The organism is Zhenhengia yiwuensis, assembly GCF_014384995.1.
GTDB classification, from domain to species: Bacteria; Bacillota; Clostridia; order Lachnospirales; family Cellulosilyticaceae; genus Zhenhengia; species Zhenhengia yiwuensis.
The window spans coordinates 92,619-115,814 of sequence record NZ_JACRSY010000006.1; the positions used below are offsets into that span (position 1 = coordinate 92,619).

Sequence of the window (23,196 nt, forward strand, 5' to 3'; positions counted from 1 at the left end):
TAAAAGTAATACAATTAAGCTTAAGCGTATAAGTGAAGGGAGAAAGTAAGAATGAAAGAAAGTGTATTACTCCTATTTGGGGGGCAATCATCTGAACATGAAGTATCTTTAAAATCCGTTACAACTGTAATGAAGCATATAGATCATAGTAAATTTGAAGTTTATCCTGTAGGGATTACCAAAGAGGGAAGATGGTTACTCTATACAGGTAATAACCCAGACTTTACCTGCAATAGATGGCAAGAAGTAGGTATTCCGGCTGTTCTTAGTCCAGATGCCACTCAAAGAAGCCTTGTTGTATTAAAAGAGGAAGAAGTACCCGTTTACATTAAAATAGATAAGATATTCCCAGTATTACATGGAAGAAATGGTGAAGATGGTACCGTCCAAGGTCTATTTGAACTTGCACAAATTCCATTTGTAGGTTGCGGGGTATTAGCTTCTGCAGTTTCTATGGACAAAGCCTTCACTAAAATAGTAGTGAAAGAAAAAGGTGTGCCTCAAGCAAACTTCGTACTTGTTTATGAGAGAGAATTAAAAGACGAAGAAGCAGTAGTGAGCAAAATTGAAGCGGCTTTCCCTTATCCATACTTCATTAAACCAGCTAATGCAGGTTCATCTGTAGGCATTTCAAAAGCAGCGAATAAAGTAGAACTTTTAGCAGGTCTTAAACTTGCTTTTGAGCATGACTGTAAAGTGCTTGTAGAAGAGACCATTGTAGGACGTGAAGTAGAGACTGCAGTACTTGGTAATGGCGATATAGAAGTATCGGGTGTAGGTGAAATTTTCTCAGCGGCAGAGTTCTATGATTATGATGGGAAATATAATAACCCAGATTCTAAAACGGTAGTGGATGCAGACTTAGATCCTGCTATTAAAGAGCAAATTAGACGTTATGCAAAAGATGTATTTGAAGCAGTAGAAGGTAAAGGAATTTCTAGGGTAGACTTCTTTGTTAAAGAAGATGGAGGTATTATCTTTAATGAGATCAATACACTTCCTGGCTTTACTTCTATTAGTATGTACCCAATGCTTTGGAGAGCAGCAGGTATAGAGACAAAAGACCTTATTACAAGATTACTAGATTTAGCATGCCTGTAAGGAGAACGTTATGGATAAAAGACCAATAGGCATTTTTGACTCAGGAGTAGGTGGGCTCACTGTAGTTAAAGCTGTCATGGAAAGGCTTAGTAATGAATCAATCATCTATTTTGGTGATACAGCGAGAGTGCCTTATGGAAGTAAGTCAAAAGAGACTGTTACAAAGTTTTCAGCACAAATTATTCGTTTTTTACAAACTAAAGATGTTAAAGCCATTATTATTGCCTGTAATACAGTAAATTCCAACTGTATTGAAGAGCTAAGAGCATTATTCCCAGGTCTTCCTATAGAAGGAGTAGTAGAACCGGGTGTACGTATGGCTCTTAAGGCAACAGAGAATAATAAAATTGGTATCATAGGGACAGAGGCGACTGTAGCAAGTGGTAAGTATCCCGAGCTTCTTAAAGCAGAAAGACCAGAGCTTGAAGTGTATGATAGAGCTTGCCCACTTTTTGTACCATTAGTAGAAGAAGGTTGGGCGCAGCACAAAATCACAAAAGAAGTTATAGAAGAGTACCTTCTTCCACTAGCAAGTACAGGTATTGATAGCCTTATTTTAGGATGTACCCACTACCCAATGCTTACTGAGCAAATTGGAAAGGTATTAGGGCCTTCTATTAAACTGATTAATCCAGCTACAGAAGCAGCTTTTAATATTAAAAGACTTCTTAAAAGTACAGATAAACAAAGTGATGGGGAGGTTGCTACATATAAATTCTATGTGAGTGATCATCCAAGTCGTATGCAGAAGATGGCTCAAATCTTTTTAGATTATCCCGTTACACAAGTAGAAAAAGTAGATATTGAATCTTACTAAAGTATGATCAAGTAAAGAGTAGCATAAAGATGGGGGTGTCATGTTCCGTTAAGCTTAGCGGAGCATCCACTCTCATTTTTGATAGTGCAGAAGGAGAAAATATGCAGAACTTAAAATTAAAACTTGTCACATCTCAGCAGTATGAGGAACATGATAATGTAGATGAAATGATTATAGAGGGGGTAGTAGCAGAACGTAATGGCAGTTCTTACATTACTTTCAAGCAAGTTGACCCTCATTATAATGTAACGATTAACAACTTAGTTAAAATTAAAAATGGTATTGTTTCGATTAAACGCAGTGGAGCCCTTGAATCTACTATGATTTTTGACGTAGAGAAACCTTATGCAACCCATTATGAGACACCTTATGGTAAACTTAATATTTATGTGACTACGCATGAAATTGAAAGTGAAATCTCAGAAAAAGATGTAAACTTAAAGATAAAATACGAAATGATGATGCAAGGTAAAAAAATAAGTGATAATATATATTGTATTGAGAGAGTAAAGTAGAGTGTTATAGGGAAAAGCAAAGCAAAAAGAAAAAGAGAATAAAAGAGGTTTGAAAGATGAAAATTAAAAAAGCGATTATACCAGCGGCAGGATTAGGGACAAGATTTTTACCCGCTACAAAGGCACAGCCTAAGGAAATGCTTCCAATAGTGGATAAACCAACTATTCAGTACATTGTAGAGGAAGCAGTAGCTTCTGGTATTGAAGATATTATTATTGTTACAGGTAGAACTAAAAAGTCTATTGAAGATCACTTTGATAAGTCTGTAGAACTTGAGATGGAACTTGAGAAACATGGTAAAGATGAACTTCTTGAGATTGCAAGATCCGTATCTGAAATCGCCAATATTTATTACATTAGACAAAAAGAGCCAAAAGGGCTTGGACATGCAGTACTCACTGCAAAAACTTTTATTGGGGATGAGCCTTTTGCAGTTTTACTAGGGGATGATGTGATTACATCAGAAGTACCTTGCTTAAAGCAAATGATGGACATGTATGAACAGTATGAATCAACGATCTTAGGGGTTCAGACAGTGGCAGAAGATCAAGTGAATAAATATGGTATTGTGCAAGGGGCACAAGTTGCTGATAGAATGTATACAGTAGAAAATATGGTAGAGAAGCCAAAAATCGGAGAAGCACCTTCTAATGTGGCGGTTCTTGGTCGTTACATTATTACACCAGCTATTTTTCCATTACTTGAGAAACAAGAAGCTGGTGCAGGTGGTGAGATTCAGCTTACAGATGCACTTTGTAAGTTAGCTGGGCAAGAGAAAATGTATGCCTATGACTTTATTGGTAGACGTTATGATGTAGGAAGTAAGATTGGTTTCCTGCAAGCTACTGTAGATTTTGCACTTGATCGCGCTGATTTACGTGATGAATTTATGACTTATTTAAAGGAAGTTGTAAGTAAAGCATAAGATCGAATACCATAACTTGCCTGTTGATAAGAAAGACAAGGTTTCGTTATAATAGGGGGGAATCAAGCATTATCCCCTTAAATAACCCATAACTCGTATAAAGAGTTATGGGTTATTTTTTTTATATCTTAATTAAATTTTTACTGCCATTTAAATTTTTAAGTAATTATTACGAAATATTAAATGAGACAAGGTAAAAGAAAAAATTTCCATATTGTAATTACTTAGGGGATACCCCTTGAAAATACAAGGGAAAACCATAATTGGTTAATGTTGGTAGGTTACATAAATATTACAATGTCATAAAAAAGCTTGATAATACTTAGATATATCTTGTATAATCGGACTGTGAAACAAAAAAGATGTGCAATTTACAAGGTGTTTTATTTTATTATAAATATATTAAAAAATATTAAATAAATATTACAAAACATTACATACACATAACCTTGTAATTGCCTAACGACAACTTAAGGGAGGCTTAATTATGAAATTACGTCAAAAATTAGCTATGGTATTAGCTGCAGCTATGGTAGTAACAGCAGTACCAGTAACAACAATGGCTAAATCAACAAATGAAATGAATAAAGTAGTATCTATTGTAGAAGGTACTATTTTAGATGCAACTAAAGGTGTTGCATTAGATATGCAATTTGATGCAAATCAAACAACTCAAGATACAACAACAACATTCTTCTTAAAAACAGAAGATTTTGAGTTTGACAAAGATGCTTATACAACAGCTAATCAAACAACAGGTGTATACGTAGATGCAACAACAGGTCTTAAAGTAGAAATCTTATCAAAAACAGAAGCTAAAGTAACAGTACCAGTAAAGGTAGCTGGAAATAAAGTTTCTATTCCTGTATACGGTAAAGTATTAAAAGGTAACCCAGCAATCGTTGTAGATGGTGAAGATTCATTAGCTACATCAGGTAAATATGCATTAACGGGTTCAGAAGTTGTAACAGATAAAGCTTTAGTAGCAACAGCTGGTTCAGCTAAAAACATTTCTGTAGATGGCGAAGGCCAAATCGCAGATATTACAGTTGAAGAAAAAACTGCTGGAGCACTTAAAAACGGTAGTGTAATCACAGTATCACTTCCAAATAGCTCAGACTTAGACTTTAAACTTGGTTCAGATATCAAAGTTGAAGGGCTTAGAGGGCTTGCTGGTCAAGATGTAAAAGTAAAAGCTCAGTACCGTGATAATGATAAAAAAGTATTAGAACTTACAGTAGAAGGTATTACTTCATCTGCATCAAGAGGCGGAATTAAAATCAAAGGGATCGAAGTTCAAGCTGAAAACCCAAGATACGAAGTAAAAACTGGTGAAGTAAAAGTAGCAGTTAAAGCTGACAAAATGGAAGATGCTAAATTAGTAGTGGCTAACGTAGCTGACTTCGGTGTTAAACTTAACGTTGAAGAAGAAGTTGAAGTTGTAGCTGGTAAAGATGGTAAAACTGTAAAAGTTACATTAGAAGAAAATGCAATTGCAAGCTTAAATAAACGTCAAGATGTTTACTTCGAATTAGAAGGCGCAAACATTGTTAAAGATACACTTAAAGTAACTGAAGGTGCAGAAGGCATCTTAACTCAAGAAACAGAAAAAGACGAAGTTACAGGTCTTACATTAGATACAGCTAAACTTAGCGATACAAAAGCAAACAAAGTTGTATTCGAATTCGAAGTTGAAGGTAAAGCGAGCCAAACTGGTGATGTTGTATTAGTAGCATCAAGCAGAAACTTTGAAAAAGATATCGAACTTAAAGTTGGTACAGTTAAAGAAGCTGTTAAAGTAGAAGCAGAAGCTATGACTGTTAAAGTTGGTCTTAAAGGTCAAAAAGGTGGGAAAGTAGTTATCACTGAAACAGAAGCTGAAATGTTACCACGTGGTAAAGAAATCGTAGTTGAAGTAGCTAAAGATAAAGCTAACGGTATCCATGTAGTAGATGCTAAAGTAGAAGCTAAAGATGTTCAAATTAAAAATGTAAAAGTTAAAGATGGTAAAATTACATTTACAATTGATAGAACATCAAACGAAGCTGGTACAATCACAATTACAGATATCAAAGTAGATACAGATAGAACTGTTCCAGAAGGTTCATTCGATTTAACAATCGGTGGTTCAGCAATTTCTAAACATGCAGATGATGTAATCACAGCTGAAGACTTCTTAGTAGTTGGTACTCCAAACACAGAAGACAATACATCTAACGGTCTTAAAAAAGGTACAGGTATCTTCAAAGTTGGAGAAAGAAAATACACAGTAAATGGTGAAGTGAAAGAAATGGATGCAGCACCATATGTTGCTAAATCAAATCGTGTAATGGTACCAGTTAAATACGTATCAGACGTATTTGGTGTAAATGGTAAAGATGTATTATTCTCTAAAGAAAATGGTGGAACAATCACTATCTTCGCTGGTAGCCGTGTACTTCAAGTAGTAAACGGAAGCAACATTGCACTTGTAAATGGTGTTAAAGTTCCTATGGATGAAAAAGTAACAATTATCGATGGTAGAACATATGTACCAGTAGGTGAAATGGCTAGACTATTAAACGTAGAAGTTGAATGGTCAAACGAAACAAAAACAGCTACATTTACAAATAGATAATTTTAATGAATAACTACCCCTTCAAAAGAGGCATAGGCTTAAGGCTTATGTCTCTTTTTGTTATATAGAAGGTAGAATAATAGGTGGGGTTTTTAAGGAATTTAAGTAAAAGGGGATACATTAATATTGTTTTAATATTAATGTAATATTAAGTTTTGACTACAGTAGTTGAATAACTTTAAAGTCAATAATATACTTGTATTAATCAAGGAAATCAATCTAGTGATTTTACATAAGGAGGCAATGATAATGAAAATAAGAAGTAAAAAAATCATGGCAGTACTTATGGCAAGTGCTATCGGAACAGGAGCATTTGCAGTAAGTGCCGCGAACCTTACAAAAAATGTACAGCTTCGTTATAACAATATTAATGTTAAAGTAGATGGTGAGCATAAAGTGCCTAATATGGAACCATTTTTTATTGGAGATTCTGTATATGTATCACTTCGTGACGCAGGACAATTAATTGGAAGTCAAGTAAACTGGAATGGCACTACAAATACAGTAGAAATCAATACCAGTACTCATTCGGCACTTGAAGCAGAACTTGCAGCTAGAAATCATGAACTTGCAGTAGCTAAATCAGAAATACAAAAAATGCAAGTTAAAATTGAGCAGTATGAGAAAAAATTAGGGATTACAGATAAAGAAGAAAATAAACAGGATAATGAGCAAGAAGATGTGGATGTAGACTTTGCAAAAGTCTTAGAAGAGGCACTTAAAGAATTAGAGAAAGAATATGATGATCGCTATAATATAGAGTGGGACTTAAGCCTTAAAGGGGATGAGGATAAATTAGAGTTTAAAATGAGTTATGATAGTATGAAGTTTGGTGATGAATTTAAAGATATTTCAAAAGCTAACCTAGAGAAAATGACAAAAGATATTGTGAAAGATATTCAAAAAGAATGCGGTGATATTAAAGTTGAAGGTGAAATTTACGATAAGAGGGAAAAAGTAGAAAAAGCAACATTTACAATATCTGCAAAAGGAAGTTTTAGATTTGAGTACAAAGGAAATAGTGAATTTAGTGCGGAAGATCTTAAAAAATATACAGAGTTTATACAAAATAAATACGATGATTTTCCGTCTTTAAACTTAGGTGGAATTTTTGATGGTGGTTCAATACGTGTACGTAATATGACTATTAAGGAAGATGATTTAGATTTGGAAATTGAGATTTACACAGATTATGCTAACTTAAGTATAGCTAAAAGAGCTTGGAATGAGATGGATGGAACAGCTAAAAATAAACTAGAGAGTTATTTAGAAGATATTCAAGATGATGTAGAAACAGAATTTGATACAGATGCTACGGTATACGTATTGAATGAAAGTAAAGATGTTATTGCAACTTACGATACACGTCTAAAATTAAACTAAAATTTATTACAAGAAAGTTACAATTACATTTAGTAGATTGACTTTAAAAATATACACATATATAATTTACTATGAAATGGAAAGTTATATAATGAATTATAATTATGAAGGGGGACGTTAATCATGAAATTACGTCAAAAATTAGCTATGGTATTAGCTGCAGCTATGGTAGTAACAGCAGTACCAGTAACAACAATGGCTAAATCAACAAATGAAATTAGTAAAACTATTTCTGCTGTAGAAAATACACCAGTAGAAAAAGGTGATGTATACTTAAATGTAGATATTGAAGGAGCATCATCAACAAAAGATACTGTTTTCTTCTTAAAAACAGAAGCATTCGAATTCAATAAAGATGAATATACAACTGCTGGTCAAACAACAGGTGTATATGTAGGGAAAGATGTTAAAGTAGAAATTTTATCAAAAACTGAAGCTAGAGTAACTGTAACAGCAGGTGATAAAGAAGTTCAAATTCCTGTTATTGGTAAAGTTAAAAAAGGAACTCCTGCAATCATCGTTGATGGCCAAGATTCAGTAGTTACATCTGGAAAATATACTTTAACAGCATCAGAAATTGCTGGGGATAAAGTATACGTAGCTACAGCTGGTGATGCAAAAAATGTTTCTATCGAAGGTGTAGGTGAAATCGCTGATATCACTATCGAAGAAAAAGTAGCTGGTTCATTCTACAATGATGCAGATGGTGTTAAATTCGAAATCGAATTACCAAATAGATCAGATTTAGAATTTGATGGTTCTGTAGAAGTAGAAGGTAAAAGAGGCCACGCTAATACAAAATTAGTTGCAGATGGTAAATTAACAAATGATGGTAAATCTTTAATCGTAACTGTAACAGGTTTTGATAAAGATGCACAAAGAGGTTCAATCGTACTTAAAGGTATCGGTGTTAAACCAGAAAACCCAAGAAAAGATTGCTCAATTGGCGAAGTAAAAGTTGATGTAAAAGATGTAGTAGAATCAGGTAAATCAGAAAAACTTGCTAAAACAGAATTAGTAGTAGCTAATATTGCAGACTTTGATATCAATATCTCTGTAGTAGATGACAAAAAAGTTGAATTAGTAGGCGGTAAAGAAGCTAAAAAAGTTAATGTAAAATTAAAAGAAACAGCTATCGACAGCTTAGATGCTAAAAGAGATGTTTACTTCACAGTAGAAGGTGCACATGTTACTACAGGTACAGCTGTTACTGTAAAAGTAAATGATACAGAGAAAAAAGGTGCAGCAACAGTTGATGCAAAAACAGGTGAAATTACTTTAGATACAAGTGTAATTGAAAAAAATAAAATCAACACAATTACAATGGAATTTGAAGTATATGCAGATGTAAACCAAAATGGTCCAATTACAATTACTGCAGAGAGCAGAGGATTTGAAGAAGCGCTTAAAGCAGAAATTGGTACTGTAAAAGCTCCATTCAAAGTAGAAGCAGAAGCTATGACAGTTAAAGTTGGTCTTCAAGGTCAAGTAGGTGGTAAAATCACTATCGCTGAAACAGAAGAAGAAATGTTCGATAGAGATGAAGTATTCTACGTTGCTCCAACAAAATACTTCTCAATTGAAGATGCAAAAGTAGAAGTTACAGAAGGTGACCTTGAAATTGAATCAGAAGTAATCACAAGAGGTGAGAAAGCTGGACAAATTAAAGTTACAGTTAAGAGACCATCTGATGAAGCTTCTACAATCACAATTTCAGGTGTTGAAGTAACAACAAACAGAAATGTTCCAGAAGGTTCATTCGACGTAGAACTCTACGGTGAAGCTATCTCTGAAATGAACGTTAAAGGTCATCCAGGATACGACAAAGATGATGAAGAAAAAACAGATGCAATCACTGTTAAAGACTTCTTCGTAGTAGGTACAAAAAATACAGAAGATCTTCCAAATGCTGCTGCAGCTAAAGAAATTGTATTAACAATCGGTAATACAGCTTACACAGTAAACGGTGAAGCTAAAACTGCTGATGCTGCTGCATTCATTGATAAAAACAACAGAACAATGGTTCCTGTAAGATTCGTAGCTGAAGAATTCGGTAAAGTTGACTTCGGTACAATCAATGGTGTTGGTACAGTAACAATCTTCAAAGATGGTGCTGTTCTTCAATTCCAAAACGGATCAAACATCATGAATAAAAATGGTATCAACGTACCAATGGATACAAAAGTTGTAATTGAAAAAGGTAGAACATACGTACCATTCAAATATGTTGCAGACGGTCTTGGAATCGGCTACAGCTACGATGCAGCTACAAAATCAATTACTTTCACAAATCAAGTAAAATAATTCTGTGATAATGAATTATAAAAAAAGGTGCTCCTTAGGGAGCACCTTTTTTGCTTACTTTTATAAAATTATGTTATAATAAACTCATTATGAAAAATAAAGAGGTGATACAGTTGGAAAAAGTCAAGGAAAGTCAGGGGAGATACCAATTTAATTTCTCTTGGTTGTGGTATATACCTATTATGATAGGTGTAGGCATCATACCATTAATAATGAGGATGACTATAGTAGATATTACAGATCAAGAGTATGCAGATTTATTTAATCAAGTGCAAATTGTAGATATATTTTCTCAATATAAAGCAGGAAGTATACTAGGTATTGCTGCTGTGATGTTAATTATGCTCTTTTTATCATTTAATAAGAAGGATTTAAAAGTAGATAAAGTTTTTAAGATAATGAGTATAGGGGTTGGAATATATCTGATTTTTACCATTTTATCAGGTGTTTTATCTCAGCATCAAGATATAGCTTGGTGGGGAGTTGCAGATAGAGCAGAAGGAACTGTTGTGTTATTAGCCTATATAGTGATGATGTATTATACATATTATATGGTACAGAAGAAAGAAAATATACAATTAATACTTATACCCCTAGGAATTTTGACATGTATCGTGGCTATACTGGGCATTTGTCAATATGTTGGGAAGGATATTGTTTTGACAACCGATTTTGGGAAAAATTTAATTGTTCCTGAAGCCTATGCACAGTATAGAGAAGGATTAAGTGGTGTACATGGTCCGGGAAAGATGTATGGAACAATGTACCATTATAATTATGTAGGGAGTTTTGGAGCACTCATTGTACCAATCTTTTTAACACTCTTTTTATTTATGCATAATATAAAATATAGAGTAGTATTTGGAGGGCTTACAGTATGTGGTGTTATTGTTCTCCTAGGAAGTACTTCTAGAGCGGGGCTTATTGGTGCGGGACTTACAAGTTTGGTGTTTGTTATTGTATTTTGTAAGAGGATTTTAAAATCTTGGAAATGGATTGTACCTATTGCAGGAATAGGGTTAATAGGAGTAATTGTTTTAAATAGTGCACTAGGTGGAAAGCTTTTTGCTAGAATTCCAAGTTTAATCTCAGATGCCATACAGCTTGTGCAAGGTCCTTCAGAACAAGAAGACTTTAAACAAAAATTACCCATTCAGGGGCTACAGGAAAGTGAGAATAAGGTTATCTTAAAAACGTCTCAAGGAGATATGGTTATTCGTTCAGCTGGGCAGGAAAAAGCAGAAGACCAAACCCTAATTTTCCAAGATATAGACGGAAATGTAATTCCGAATATATTAGATGGGGAAACATACCGATTTGAGGACGAACGATTTATACATATTACAATAGATAGACGTACAGAACTATCTGAAACGGCAAGTAAATGGCTTGTTGAATATGATAAAGAGCGTATTTTTTATTTAGGTGTAGAGCAAGATGAAGTATATTATGTGAATCCGATTACATATGAAAGAGATGTATTAGAGGATCCTAGGCGGGTGGGATTTTATGGAAAAGAACGCTTGGGTTCAGCTAGAGGATATATTTGGTCTAGAAGTTTACCTTTACTAAAAGATACATTAATAACAGGATATGGACCAGATAATTATGCTTTATATTTCCCGCAAGATGATTATCTTGGGAAATGGTATGCTTATGGCACAACGAATATGATAGTGGATAAACCTCATAATCTCTACTTACAAATTGCACTGAATCAAGGTGTAGTTGCTTTAGTAGGTTTTATGATTTTAATAGGTACGTATATAGTACAAAGTATAAAGCTTTATGCTTGTAGAAAAGGCTATAGTGAATTCGAGATAATAGGAATAGCATTCTTTTTAGGTATTATAGGTTATTTAGGAGCAGGCATTTTCAATGACTCTGTAGTATCTGTAGCACCTATCTTTTGGATATTATTAGGTACGGGTATGGCTGTTAATTTTATTATTCAAAAAGAAAGAAGAGATTATGAGAAAACATTAGAACATGCGACTATTTTGATGAAAAATAAGAAGCATATATAAGAATAGAAGCCCTCAAAAATTATTTAAACATAATTTTTGAGGGCTTTTTCTAATAAGCATTTTTATTAATAAATCCTTTAAAAATCGTAAGAATGATAATTTTTAAATCAAAACTAAAGGTCCAATTTTCTATGTAGTAAAGGTCGTGTTCAATACGCTTTTTAATAGAGGTATCGCCTCTATAGCCACATACTTGTGCCCAACCTGTAATACCTGGGCGTACCTGATGTTTGATCATATAACGAGGAATAGTTTCTTTAAATTGATCCACAAAGTAAGGGCGTTCCGGTCTTGGACCTACTACGGACATATCTCCTTTGAGAACGTTAAAAAACTGAGGTAATTCGTCAATACTTGTTTTACGCATAAAGCTTCCCCATTTGGTCTTGCGAGGGTCATTTTGAGTAGTCCATTTATCCCTTTCTTCTTCAGTAGTCTGAACACGCATAGAACGAAATTTATACATATTAAAGTTTTTTCGGTTTAGTCCTACACGTTCTTGTTTATAAATAATAGGACCTGGAGAAGAAAGTTTAGTCATAATTGCTGCAAAGAGTAATACTGGGGTTGTTATAATAAGAGCTACCAAAGCAAAAATAATATCAAAGCTACGCTTAAAGAAGTTTTTAAACACATTATCTAAAGGAACGTGACGTATATCAATCACAGGTAAGCCATCTAGATCGTCCATATAAGGTTTGGCAGGTATATATTTATGGTAATAAGGAATAATCTGCGTTTTAACACCTGACTTCTCACAAGCTTGAAGAATATGTCTTAGTTCACTTAGGTCTGCTCCAGAGACTCCTATAATCACGATATCAATAGCTTTTTCTGATAGGATTTTTTCGAGTTCTATAGTATTCCCTATTATAGGATGACCTTTAAATTTTTTGTGATGATTAAAGGGAGAAGTGATAATACCAACGATATTATAGCCCCAGTGTTTATTTTTTTTGACTTTATCAATAAAGAGAGCACTGCTATCGGTAGCACCTATAATAAGACAATGCTTTAGATTATAACCTTTGCGTCTATATTTTTTGAGAATCAGACGAATTACTAATCTACTCGACATCGTAAGTATAGTATTAATGATAAAAAATAACACAAGAGATTTTCGAGAGTAATCTACAATCTTGAAGATAAATAAGCCTACCATGATAAAGATAGCACATAAAATATTCGTTTTAGCAATTGCAGAAAGCTCTACATGAAGGGGTTTCGTGCGCCTTGTACTATAAATATCAAATATATTATAGAAGATAAGGTAGAGTGGCATTGAGAGGAGTATAGGGCGTAAGTTCTGTTGGAAAGTAAGGGCATGTATCCCATCATCCATTTGGTAAAAGCGTATGTAATAAGCGATTAAAAATGAAATAAGTATAACCATTAAATCTAGAAAGACTTGTAGTCTATTTAGATATTTTTGATTTTCACGAATCATAATAAGAAGACTCCTTTAAAACATGATAGATATTATTATACTATATGTGATAAATAAGTACAAAATAATACATATACCAAATAAATGTAATTTAATTGTAATATTTAACTGTAGAAATTTACGGAAAAAAGCCGAAGGATATTTTAAAGTATGCTATAATAAAGTAATAAAAGTATCATTTTACATATATAAAATTTATGGATTTATATATGTAAATAGAGAATAAAAGGAGTGACTTATGAAAGGCATTATTTTAGCAGGGGGATCAGGAACGAGACTTTATCCAATTACAAAGGCAGTATCAAAACAGATTTTACCTATTTATGATAAACCTATGATTTATTATCCTCTTTCAACACTTATGTTAGCAGGAATAAGAGAAGTACTGATTATTTCTACACCTAGAGATTTACCGGTCTATAAGGAATTATTAGGGGATGGTAGTACATTGGGGATGAGAATTGAATATGCCGTGCAAGAGGAGCCTAAAGGGCTTGCGCAGGCATTTACAATAGGAGAAAACTTTATTGGACAGGATAAAGTCGCACTTGTATTAGGAGATAATATTTTCTATGGCAAAGGTTTTACAGGAGCGCTTAGAAAGGCATCAGAGCTTGAAGAAGGAGCTGTAATCTTTGGGTACTATGTAAGTAATCCTCATGCCTTTGGAGTGGTAGAATTTGACCAAGAAGGAAATGTTGTTTCATTAGAAGAAAAACCACAACAGCCAAAATCTAACTATGCTATTCCAGGGCTTTATTTCTATGATAATGATGTTGTAGAGATTGCAAAAGGCATTCAGCCTTCATGGAGAGGAGAGCTAGAAATTACTTCTATTAATGAAGAATATTTGAAAAGAGGTAAGCTTAAAGTAGAACTCTTTGGACGTGGTATGGCTTGGCTTGATACAGGTACCTGTGAAGGGCTTACAGAGGCGAGTAGTTTTGTACAAGCGGTTCAAAAAAGACAAGGGTTATACATAGCATGTATTGAAGAGATTGCTTATAGACAAGGATGGATTAGTAAGGAACAATTAATAACATTAGCTGAGCCTATGGCTAAAACAGAGTATGGTCAATATATGATGCAAATAGCACATATGGAGTAATAGATTTTTGAGAAAACTAAAAAGAAAAGAGGCATTTTGATATGAAAAATATATTAATAACAGGTGGGGCAGGTTTTATAGGAACAAACTTTGTTAAACATATGCTTAGTACATATGATTATAATATTATTAACTTAGATGCACTTACATATGCAGGTAACTTAGAAAATTTAAGAGATATCGAGAATGATGAAAAATACACCTTTATTAAAGGAGATATTACGGATGTACAACTCGTAGATGAAATCTTTACGAAATATAAGATTGATACAGTGATCAATTTTGCTGCAGAATCGCATGTAGATAGAAGTATTGAAAATCCAGAGATATTCTTAATGACTAATGTACGTGGTACACAGGTTTTATTAGATGCGGCAAAAAAACATTGGAAAGTAAATCCTCATGATAAATACTGCCGTAAGTTTAAAGAAGGTGTAAAGTACCTACAAGTTTCTACAGATGAAGTATATGGTACACTTGGTAAAACGGGTATGTTTACAGAAACAACACCTCTTGCACCAAATAGCCCATATTCAGCATCTAAAACAAGTGCAGATCTTTTCGTAAGAGCTTATCATGAAACATTTGGAATGCCAATTAACATTACAAGGTGTTCTAATAACTATGGGCCATACCAATTTCCAGAAAAACTTATTCCACTCATGATCAATAATTGTCTTAAGGGTCATCAGCTTCCTGTATACGGGGATGGTATGCAGATTCGTGATTGGCTTCATGTAAAAGATCACTGTACAGGAATTGATACTGTGCTTCATAAAGGTAGAATTGGTGAAGTTTATAATATTGGCGGTAACAATGAAAAAGCTAATATTGAAATTGTTAAACTAATTATTGAAAACCTTGGTAAATCAGAAGAGATGATTAAATATGTTCAAGATAGACCAGGACATGATAGAAGATATGCTATTGATAATACTAAAATTACTACTGAATTAGGATGGAGTCCAAGTTATACATTTGAACAAGGTATTAAAGAAACTATTGAATGGTATCTGAATAATCAAGAGTGGATGGAAAGAATTGTGTCAGGTGAGTATAGAGAATATTATTCACAGATGTATAAAAATACTTGATTAAAGTAAGGGATATTTCTTAATAGTAGGTTAGCTTAAATTAGATGTGTAGAATGCTAAATTATAGGAGAAATTATGAGGTTAATAAGAGAGTTGTTTAATAGTAGGACAATGTTAATTAACTTGTCTAAAAATGATTTTAAGAATAAATATAGTGGATCAGCATTAGGTATTGTATGGGGGTTTGTACCCCCTATAATGACTATTTTAATATATTGGTTTATATTTAACATAGGGTTTAGAATAGTACCTGTAGAAGGAGTCCCATATTTACTTTGGTTAGTATCAGGATTAGTACCATGGTTTTTCTTTTCGGAATCAATAGTTAGTGCCACTAATAGCTTTACGGAGTATAGTTATCTAGTAAAAAAAGTAGTTTTTAAAGTTAGTATAATACCTTTAGTAAAAATTATATCTGCGTTATTCATACATTTGTTTTTTATATGGATATTAATGTATATATTTTTACTTCATGGATATATACCTAGTTTATTTAATTTACAGTTATTATATTATACAGGGTGTTTAATCTTTCTAATAATAGGAATATCCTTAGTTACAGCGACAATAAATGTATTCTTTAAAGATGTGAGTCAAATTGTAGTGGTTATATTACAGTTTGGAGTTTGGTTAGCACCTATTATGTGGAATCCTACAATATTTTCGGATAAGTGGATAAAGATATTAAAGCTAAATCCTTTATACTATATTATTCAAGGATATAGAGATTCGTTGATATACAATATATCTATTTATGAAAGATTAGATGAAGGAATTTATTTTTGGTGTATTGCAATTGGTATATTTATTTTAGGAGCATTCTTATTTAAAAAGTTAAAACCACATTTTGCAGACTTATTATAGGAGAAAAGAATGGAGACAGTAATTAAGGTTGAGAAGTTAACAAAAACTTATAAATTATATGATAAAAATACAGATAGGTTAAAAGAAGCATTATCTTTAACGAAAAAAAAACAATATTATAAAGAATTTCATGCTCTAAAAGAAATATCTTTTTCTGTCAGAAAAGGAGAAACAGTAGGTATACTAGGTACTAACGGTTCTGGAAAATCAACTATTCTAAAAATTATAACAGGTGTACTTAATAGCACAGCTGGAAATGTAGAAGTAAGAGGTAGAATATCTGCACTATTAGAATTAGGTGCAGGATTTAATATGGAATATACAGGAATTGAAAATATATATTTGAATGGTATGATGATGGGATTAACAAGGGAAGAGGTAAAACATAGATTACAAGATATTATCGACTTTGCAGATATAGGAGATTTTGTTTATCAACCTGTTAAAACCTACTCAAGTGGAATGTTTGCTAGACTGGCATTCGCGGTATCTATAAATGTTGAACCTGATATACTTATAGTTGATGAAGCACTATCAGTGGGGGATATGTATTTTCAAGAAAAATGTTTTGAAAAAATGAAGCAGATGGTAAACAAAGGTGCAACTATTTTATTTGTAAGTCATAGTTTACCTGCAATAAGAAATTTTTGTGATAGAGCTATATGGATAGAGAAAGGAAAATTAAAATTACAAGGTAAAGCAGAAGATGTATGCGAAAGTTACAAAAAATATTTAGAGGATTTTAATAAGAAAATAGAAGTTACAGAATTAAGAGCGATAGATCATACAATAAAGGCTAAAAATAAAATCTGTATTATGGGAGTATCGTTGAATAAGGAACTATATTATACTGATGAAGATATAGAAATATGTATAGACTTAAAGTTTATGACAGAACAAATTAAATATGGAATAGGAATTATTATACGAGATAGTAAAGGGGATATTGTAACACTATTTAATACAATAAGAGATGATATTCTACTAGAAAAAAATATAGGACAAATAAAACTAGTAATTCCTAAAAACGACTTTTTAAGTGGCACATATTATATTTCAGCTAGTGTATGTGATGATATGATTATGTATCCTTATGATACAGAAGAGTATATTGCTAAGTTTGAAATTAATTCTGTAAATAATAAAATAGGAATACCTATTTCAGAAGGACAATTTCGTGCAAAACATAAGTGGATATATAGATAAGAATAGTTTATAAGATTTATCTGCATAAATAAGAGGAGGTGGAAACATGGATAGAATAAAGGGTAAAAAAATATTAATAACTAATTATTCTATAGCTGAATTTGCAGGATCAGAAATTAATTGCTTAAGCTTAGCTCTACAATTCAAGAAAATGGGAGCAATAGTAGAGGTAGCGACTTTTAACTTTGGTGAACCTATCAGAGAAAAATTTGAAAAAAGTGAAATAATCGTTACCAATATATTATTAGAAGAATTAAAAGAAAAGAGTTATGATTTAATTTGGGCACATCACACAATAGTATTAGATTATTTGATTTTTATAAAACAAATAAAAGGGTATAAAATAATTTTTAGTTCTCTATCTCCCTTTGAACCCTTAGAGGTCGCACCTTATTATGCAAATGAACTAACTCTATGTTTAGCTAATAGTGAAGAAACTAGAAAAAAAATATTGGAAGAGAATGTTGAAGAATCCAATATCTATGTTTTTCCTAATTACGTAGATGAAGAATTTTTTAAGTATACATGGGACAGAAGAAATGATTTGCCCAAAAAAGTAGCGATAGTTTCAAATCATTTACCTATAGAAGAAATTCAGCTAATAGATTTATTAAGAGAAGATGGAGTAGAAGTGGATATTTATGGTGTAGGATATATACAAACACTAATAACTCCAGAAATACTTATTGGTTATGATTTAATTATTTCAATAGGAAAAACTGTTCAGTATGCAATGGCAATGGGGATTCCTTTATATTGTTATGATATTCATGGAGGACCAGGATGGATAGATGAAAAAAATATTTATGATACTTTTAATACTAATTTTTCAGGAAGAGGATTTAAAAGGTATTTAGCAGAAGAAATATATGTAGACTTATTGAAGGGATATAGCCATAGTAAACTAAACCTTATTAAGCTAAAAGAGTTTGTTAGAAAGTATTGCAGTCTAGAAAAAAATCTTAATATTATACTAGAAGAGGTATTTAAGAGTAATATTGGGGTTAATTTAGATGAAGTAAGAAGAAAATATCAAAAAGTCAAAAGAAGTAATGAGGCATTAGTTCGTGAATATAAGTATAATATGTATAGAAGAATAAAAATTAATGAAATAACTAATCTTAACACGCAGCTCCAAACAGAAAAAATAGATTATCAAAATGAAATAAATAATATTAATGATAAAACTAATCTGCAAGCATTAGAAAATGAAAAACAGCGGCTGATAATAGAGGAACAGAATCAAAAAATTAATGACTTATTAGAAAAAATAGATATTAGCAATAAGGTTATAGAGGAAAAAGAGATTATTATAGTTCAACAACAAAATGAACTAAAAAATAAAGAGAATGTTATTAGAGAAGTTTCTAGTACATTATTGAATAGAGAAAATTTAATAAAAGAGATAAGTAAACAATTAGAAAATAAAAGAGAGACAATAATGGAAAAAGAACAAGAGATTTTACAGATTAAAAAAGAAATTTTAGAAAGAGAAAATATCATTAATCAACAAATCAAGGAACTTGAGCAAAAAGAAGCAAATTGTAAGTACTTGTTAGAACTTAATGCAGAAAAAGATATGATACTAAATGAAATTTATAGTTGTAGAGGTTGGAAGGCTTTAGATAAATATAGAAGAGTTAAAAAAAAGTTTAAAAAGGCTATAAAAAATCCTAAATTAGTGATTAAAAAATTGCGTCTAAACCCCGTACTGAGTTTAGAAGATAAAAGGATGAGTGATAAAGATATTGAAAATTATGATGATTTAGTATCAGTAGTAATACCTATTTATGATAGAACAGATGTGTTAATTCAAAGTATTGAATCTATTCTTAATCAATCATATGATAATATTGAATTGATTTTGGTGTGTGATGGTTCTCCACAATCAACACTTGATATAGTAAAGCAATATGAGCAGCATCCTAAGGTAAGAGTATTTTACTATAAAGATAATAGTGGGAATGCAGTTCGTGGAAGAAATAAGGCAATTAGGGAAGCAAGAGGTAGATATTTTGCATTTCAGGATAGTGATGATATAGCAGAACAAGATAGAATTAAAATTTCTATAGAATATATGAGAAAATATGATGTAGATGTTGTGTATGGTGGTTGGAGAGCATTAGTTGATGGGAGTAGAAAAATAAATATTGAAGATGGGCAAGAGATATTTAGCCCTGATTGTAACTATGATATGCTAAAAGAAATATGTGTTCCTTGTCAAAGTACTGTCATGGCAAAAACAGAAGCGCTTAGGACTGTTGGGGGCTTAAAAACTACTATGAGATATAGAGAGGATCACGAATTATGGCTTAGATTAGCTTATAGTGGCTATAAGTTTAAAGCTATAAATGAAATTTTAACTAATTTACGATTACATGAGAATAATTTAGAGTTGACTTTTAAAGATGAAGATAATAAATGGTTTAATATTATGTTAGAAGAACATACTAAATTGATTAAAATGAAGCCTAAGATAGCATATTTAATACCAGGATGTGGAATTTCTGGTGGCATTGCAGTTATATGTCAGCATATCAATCGATTACAAAAAAGAGGCTATGAGGTTTTAATTATTACAGAAGACGATAATACAACTATTGATTGGTTCCCGAATCAGAATGTGGATATAGTGACTATGGAGAATGTGCCGACTAATATTGATATCTTAGTTGCAACAGGATGGTCTACAGCCTATACAGCTCAACATATTAATGCGAATAAAAAGTACTATTTTGTACAGTCTGATGAAAGCCGTTTTTATGAAAAAGAATCCTATGAATATAGAAGAGCTTTAGAAACATATAAGATGGATTATGAGATTATTACGGAAGCTAAATGGATACAGAAATGGTTAAAAGAGGAATTTGGTAAAGAAGCCCATTATGTTCCAAATGGGCTAGATGAAAAAATTATACATAAAACACAGCCAATGGTACCTAAAGGGGAGAAACTAAGGATATTATTAGAAGGGCCTATAGATATTCCATTTAAAGGTATGGAAGATGCATTTAATGCAATTAATGGACTAGATTGTGAGGTATGGTGTATTAGTTCGGCAGGAAGACCAAAACCTGAATGGCACTGTGATAGATTTTTTGAAAAGGTACCTATGGAACAAATGAAGTATATTTACTCAAGTTGTGATATATTTCTCAAAATGAGTAGAGTAGAAGGATTTTTTGGCCCTCCATTAGAAATGATGGCATGTGGTGGAGCATGTGTTGTTAGTAAGGTAACAGGTTATGATGAGTATATTACGAATGAGTATAATGCATTAGTGGTTGAACAAGGAGATGTTGAAGGTGCACATCAAGCATTAAGAAGATTGCTTGAAGATCAAGTATTAAGACAACAATTAGTTATGAATGGATATAAAACAGCTAGCGAATGGAAATGGGAACCAAGCATAGATATATTAGAAAATATTTATAGTAACAAATAAAATATTTCGTTTATAAATAATAGAGGGAATAAATAATTCCCTCTATTATTTAAGTAAGGATGATGAAAATGAATAGTAAAATAAAAAAATGTGTTTTTTTGTTTATATTGACTTTGATGGTGAATCTTATTATTTTTGTTAGGTTTATGGTATTTCCTCAGAATGAAGAGCAAATTATAGGACAGAATTTAGTAAGCATAACAGAAGACATTAATATGAATAATACTATAATACAGACACTTATACCTAATAATGATACTATAGTAGGAATGGAAATATTTTTTTCAACCTTTAATCGAGAAAATCCAGGGAATACTAATATTTCTCTATTAGACGGGGATAAAGAAATATTTAATTATGAAATTGACAATAGTAAAATAATTGATAATGAATATTTGGAACTAGATAACCTAAGAATAAATGTGGAAAAAGGCCATGTATATACTTTAATGTTGAGTTCAGATAACTCCAATGAAGGAATTACTGCATGGAAAGATGCAGAAAATAACTTAGTATTAACAATTGAATATGCTAAAGTATTAAATATTTTACAAATAATATTTATTAATGTGGTATTTCTTATTTTAAATATCGTATGGATTAAATTATTTACATTTCTAAAAAGATAGGAGTGTAGGGTTAAAATGAATAACCTTAAGAAAATTTATGAGCATATAAAATATGATGGTATAAGGAAAACATATTATAAATGTATTAATAAAGTAGAACAGATAGTTATTTCCTATAATTATTACGATACATGTAAAAAGAAAGAAAGGGATATAAATACTAAATTTATAAATGAAGTAAATAACTATCCTAAAATAAGTATAGTAGTCCCTGTTTTTAATGTAGATGATAGATTTTTAATTGAATTAATAGAATCAGTTATTAAACAGATATATCCTTATTGGGAATTGTGTTTAGTAAATGCAGGTAATCTTTCAAGCAATGAAGAGATTATATTAAGTTATCAAAAAAATGAAACTAGAATAGTGTATAAGAAACTAGAAATAAATAAAGGAATTGCATTAAATACTAATGAAGCTATTTCTTTAGCAACAGGAGATTTTATAGCATTTTTAGATCATGATGATTTTATAACACAAGATGCCCTATCTGAGGTAGCTAACTGTATTTTACAAAAGGAACCAGATATTATTTATTCAGATGAAGATAAAACAAATGAAAAAGGAAATAAATTTTTTGAACCGCATATTAAGCCTAAGTGGTCTCCTAGGACTTTGTTAAGTTATAATTATATTTGTCATTTTCTTGTAGTAAGAAAAAGATTAATAGATAAATATGGAGAATTAAAAGAAGGATATGAAGGTAGTCAAGATTATGAATTTATACTAAGAATGTGTGAGAATACAGGAAAGATTGAGCATATTCCTAAAATTTTATACCATTGGAGAGTAAGCAAAACATCTACCGCAGGCAATATATATCAAAAGAAACATGCTATAGAAAGTTCAAGAAAAGTCATAGAAGATTGGGGAAAAAATAAAAATTATGATTTAGATGTAAGATCAGGAGAATATATAGGGTCACAGATTATTAAGTCTAAAAGAAAGTTAGATGAAAATATTAATATTATTATTTATGATAAAGAAATAAAAGATAAGAAATTTATAATAGATAAATTAGGGCATTGTCTAGGTAAAGAAAAATTTGAAGTATACTTTTATAGTATTGATAATGGGCGTATAGAGAAAGATGAGGAAATTATAAATCAACAAGAACTATATAAGAAATTAATGAGAAATAAATATACAGTAGTATTACATGCATTAACAGATTTTACAGATAAAGAATTATTTATAAATTTATACCGAGAAACTTATATAACAAATGCACTTATAGTATCTCCATTAATTTTAAAAGATAGAAAAACTATTAGATCTTTAGGATTAAGTATTAAAGGTAATAGCATAAAAAGGGTATATGAAGGCAAAAAGATAAATTTTCAAGGATATATGGGACGTTTAAGTATAGCTCAAAATGTAGATGCTATAGAACCTATAACATTTTTGATAGATACTAAAGAATTTATTGAGAATATAGGCTTAAGCTTTTTTGAAATAGATAGGTGGCTTAAGTACTGTGAAAAAGTTTCTTTTAATGAACAATATATAGTAGTTTCTCCTCAGTTAAAGGTAATAAATGATAGTGAATTAATTATTAAAGAAAATAGTAAAATATTTAATGTATTAGATAAATATATGAATTTTTTTCAGTATTTCTAGATAGAAGAATTTTGAGACAGGAAACAAAAGGAAAATATTTTATATGCTTCATTATCATAATAATTAGTTATACCGTAGATAATAGTTTATTAA

General features: G+C 31.5%; 16 protein-coding genes. 15 read left to right on the forward strand and 1 reads right to left on the reverse strand.

Annotated elements, in window-relative coordinates; all coding sequences use genetic code 11:
- Positions 1 to 51 precede the first annotated feature (51 nt).
- The 8 genes from H8718_RS05160 to H8718_RS05195 all read left to right on the forward strand — a co-directional run bounded on the left by H8718_RS05160 (position 52) and on the right by H8718_RS05195 (position 11,690).
- Positions 52 to 1,101, forward strand: a complete 1,050-nt coding sequence (locus H8718_RS05160) for a D-alanine--D-alanine ligase family protein (protein ID WP_249332069.1) — start codon at positions 52 to 54, stop codon at positions 1,099 to 1,101.
- A 10-nt stretch (positions 1,102 to 1,111) separates the two neighbouring features.
- Complete coding sequence (gene murI / locus H8718_RS05165) at positions 1,112 to 1,918, forward strand: glutamate racemase (protein ID WP_249332071.1); 807 nt, start codon at positions 1,112 to 1,114, stop codon at positions 1,916 to 1,918.
- 101 nt (positions 1,919 to 2,019) lie between these two features.
- Positions 2,020 to 2,433, forward strand: a complete 414-nt coding sequence (locus H8718_RS05170) for a DUF1934 domain-containing protein (RefSeq protein ID WP_249332073.1) — start codon at positions 2,020 to 2,022, stop codon at positions 2,431 to 2,433.
- A gap of 56 nt (positions 2,434 to 2,489) precedes the next feature.
- Entirely contained in the window at positions 2,490 to 3,359 is an 870-nt protein-coding gene (galU, locus tag H8718_RS05175) for a UTP--glucose-1-phosphate uridylyltransferase GalU (protein WP_249332075.1), read from the forward strand.
- A 487-nt stretch (positions 3,360 to 3,846) separates the two neighbouring features.
- Positions 3,847 to 5,976: a stalk domain-containing protein gene (locus tag H8718_RS05180; RefSeq protein ID WP_249332077.1), complete on the forward strand. Its 2,130-nt coding sequence runs from the start codon at positions 3,847 to 3,849 to the stop codon at positions 5,974 to 5,976.
- Positions 5,977 to 6,225: 249 nt separating this feature from the next.
- Positions 6,226 to 7,359, forward strand: coding sequence for a stalk domain-containing protein (locus H8718_RS05185; RefSeq protein ID WP_249332079.1), 1,134 nt, complete (start codon positions 6,226 to 6,228; stop codon positions 7,357 to 7,359).
- A 123-nt stretch (positions 7,360 to 7,482) separates the two neighbouring features.
- A complete protein-coding gene (locus H8718_RS05190; protein ID WP_249332081.1) occupies positions 7,483 to 9,663 on the forward strand; it encodes a stalk domain-containing protein in 2,181 nt (726 codons plus the stop codon).
- Positions 9,664 to 9,776: 113 nt separating this feature from the next.
- The gene (locus H8718_RS05195; protein WP_249332082.1) at positions 9,777 to 11,690 is read left to right on the forward strand and encodes an O-antigen ligase family protein; all 1,914 of its coding nucleotides are present in this window, start codon (positions 9,777 to 9,779) and stop codon (positions 11,688 to 11,690) included.
- 49 nt (positions 11,691 to 11,739) lie between these two features.
- Here the strand turns inward: H8718_RS05195 and H8718_RS05200 are convergent, their stop codons facing one another.
- Positions 11,740 to 13,137: an undecaprenyl-phosphate glucose phosphotransferase gene (locus H8718_RS05200; protein WP_249332084.1), complete on the reverse strand. Its 1,398-nt coding sequence runs from the start codon at positions 13,135 to 13,137 to the stop codon at positions 11,740 to 11,742.
- Positions 13,138 to 13,375: 238 nt separating this feature from the next.
- Here H8718_RS05200 and rfbA point away from each other — a divergent pair, with 238 nt between their 5' ends.
- From rfbA to H8718_RS05235, 7 genes are all read left to right on the forward strand, one after another.
- The gene (gene rfbA, locus H8718_RS05205) at positions 13,376 to 14,245 is read left to right on the forward strand and encodes a glucose-1-phosphate thymidylyltransferase RfbA (RefSeq protein ID WP_249332086.1); all 870 of its coding nucleotides are present in this window, start codon (positions 13,376 to 13,378) and stop codon (positions 14,243 to 14,245) included.
- Between the two features lie 41 nt (positions 14,246 to 14,286).
- On the forward strand, positions 14,287 to 15,339 hold the full coding sequence (gene rfbB, locus H8718_RS05210; RefSeq protein ID WP_249332088.1) for a dTDP-glucose 4,6-dehydratase: 1,053 nt from the start codon (positions 14,287 to 14,289) through the stop codon (positions 15,337 to 15,339).
- Positions 15,340 to 15,414: 75 nt separating this feature from the next.
- Positions 15,415 to 16,203: an ABC transporter permease gene (locus tag H8718_RS05215; protein ID WP_249332090.1), complete on the forward strand. Its 789-nt coding sequence runs from the start codon at positions 15,415 to 15,417 to the stop codon at positions 16,201 to 16,203.
- A 9-nt stretch (positions 16,204 to 16,212) separates the two neighbouring features.
- Positions 16,213 to 17,409, forward strand: coding sequence for an ABC transporter ATP-binding protein (locus tag H8718_RS05220; protein ID WP_249332092.1), 1,197 nt, complete (start codon positions 16,213 to 16,215; stop codon positions 17,407 to 17,409).
- A 46-nt stretch (positions 17,410 to 17,455) separates the two neighbouring features.
- Positions 17,456 to 20,854 carry a glycosyltransferase gene (locus H8718_RS05225; protein WP_249332094.1) on the forward strand — a complete coding sequence of 1,133 codons (3,399 nt, stop codon included), beginning with the start codon at positions 17,456 to 17,458 and terminating at the stop codon, positions 20,852 to 20,854.
- Positions 20,855 to 20,922: 68 nt separating this feature from the next.
- Complete coding sequence (locus tag H8718_RS05230) at positions 20,923 to 21,483, forward strand: hypothetical protein (protein WP_249332096.1); 561 nt, start codon at positions 20,923 to 20,925, stop codon at positions 21,481 to 21,483.
- Between the two features lie 15 nt (positions 21,484 to 21,498).
- Positions 21,499 to 23,103, forward strand: a complete 1,605-nt coding sequence (locus H8718_RS05235; RefSeq protein WP_249332097.1) for a glycosyltransferase family 2 protein — start codon at positions 21,499 to 21,501, stop codon at positions 23,101 to 23,103.
- The last annotated feature ends 93 nt before the right edge of the window (positions 23,104 to 23,196 follow it).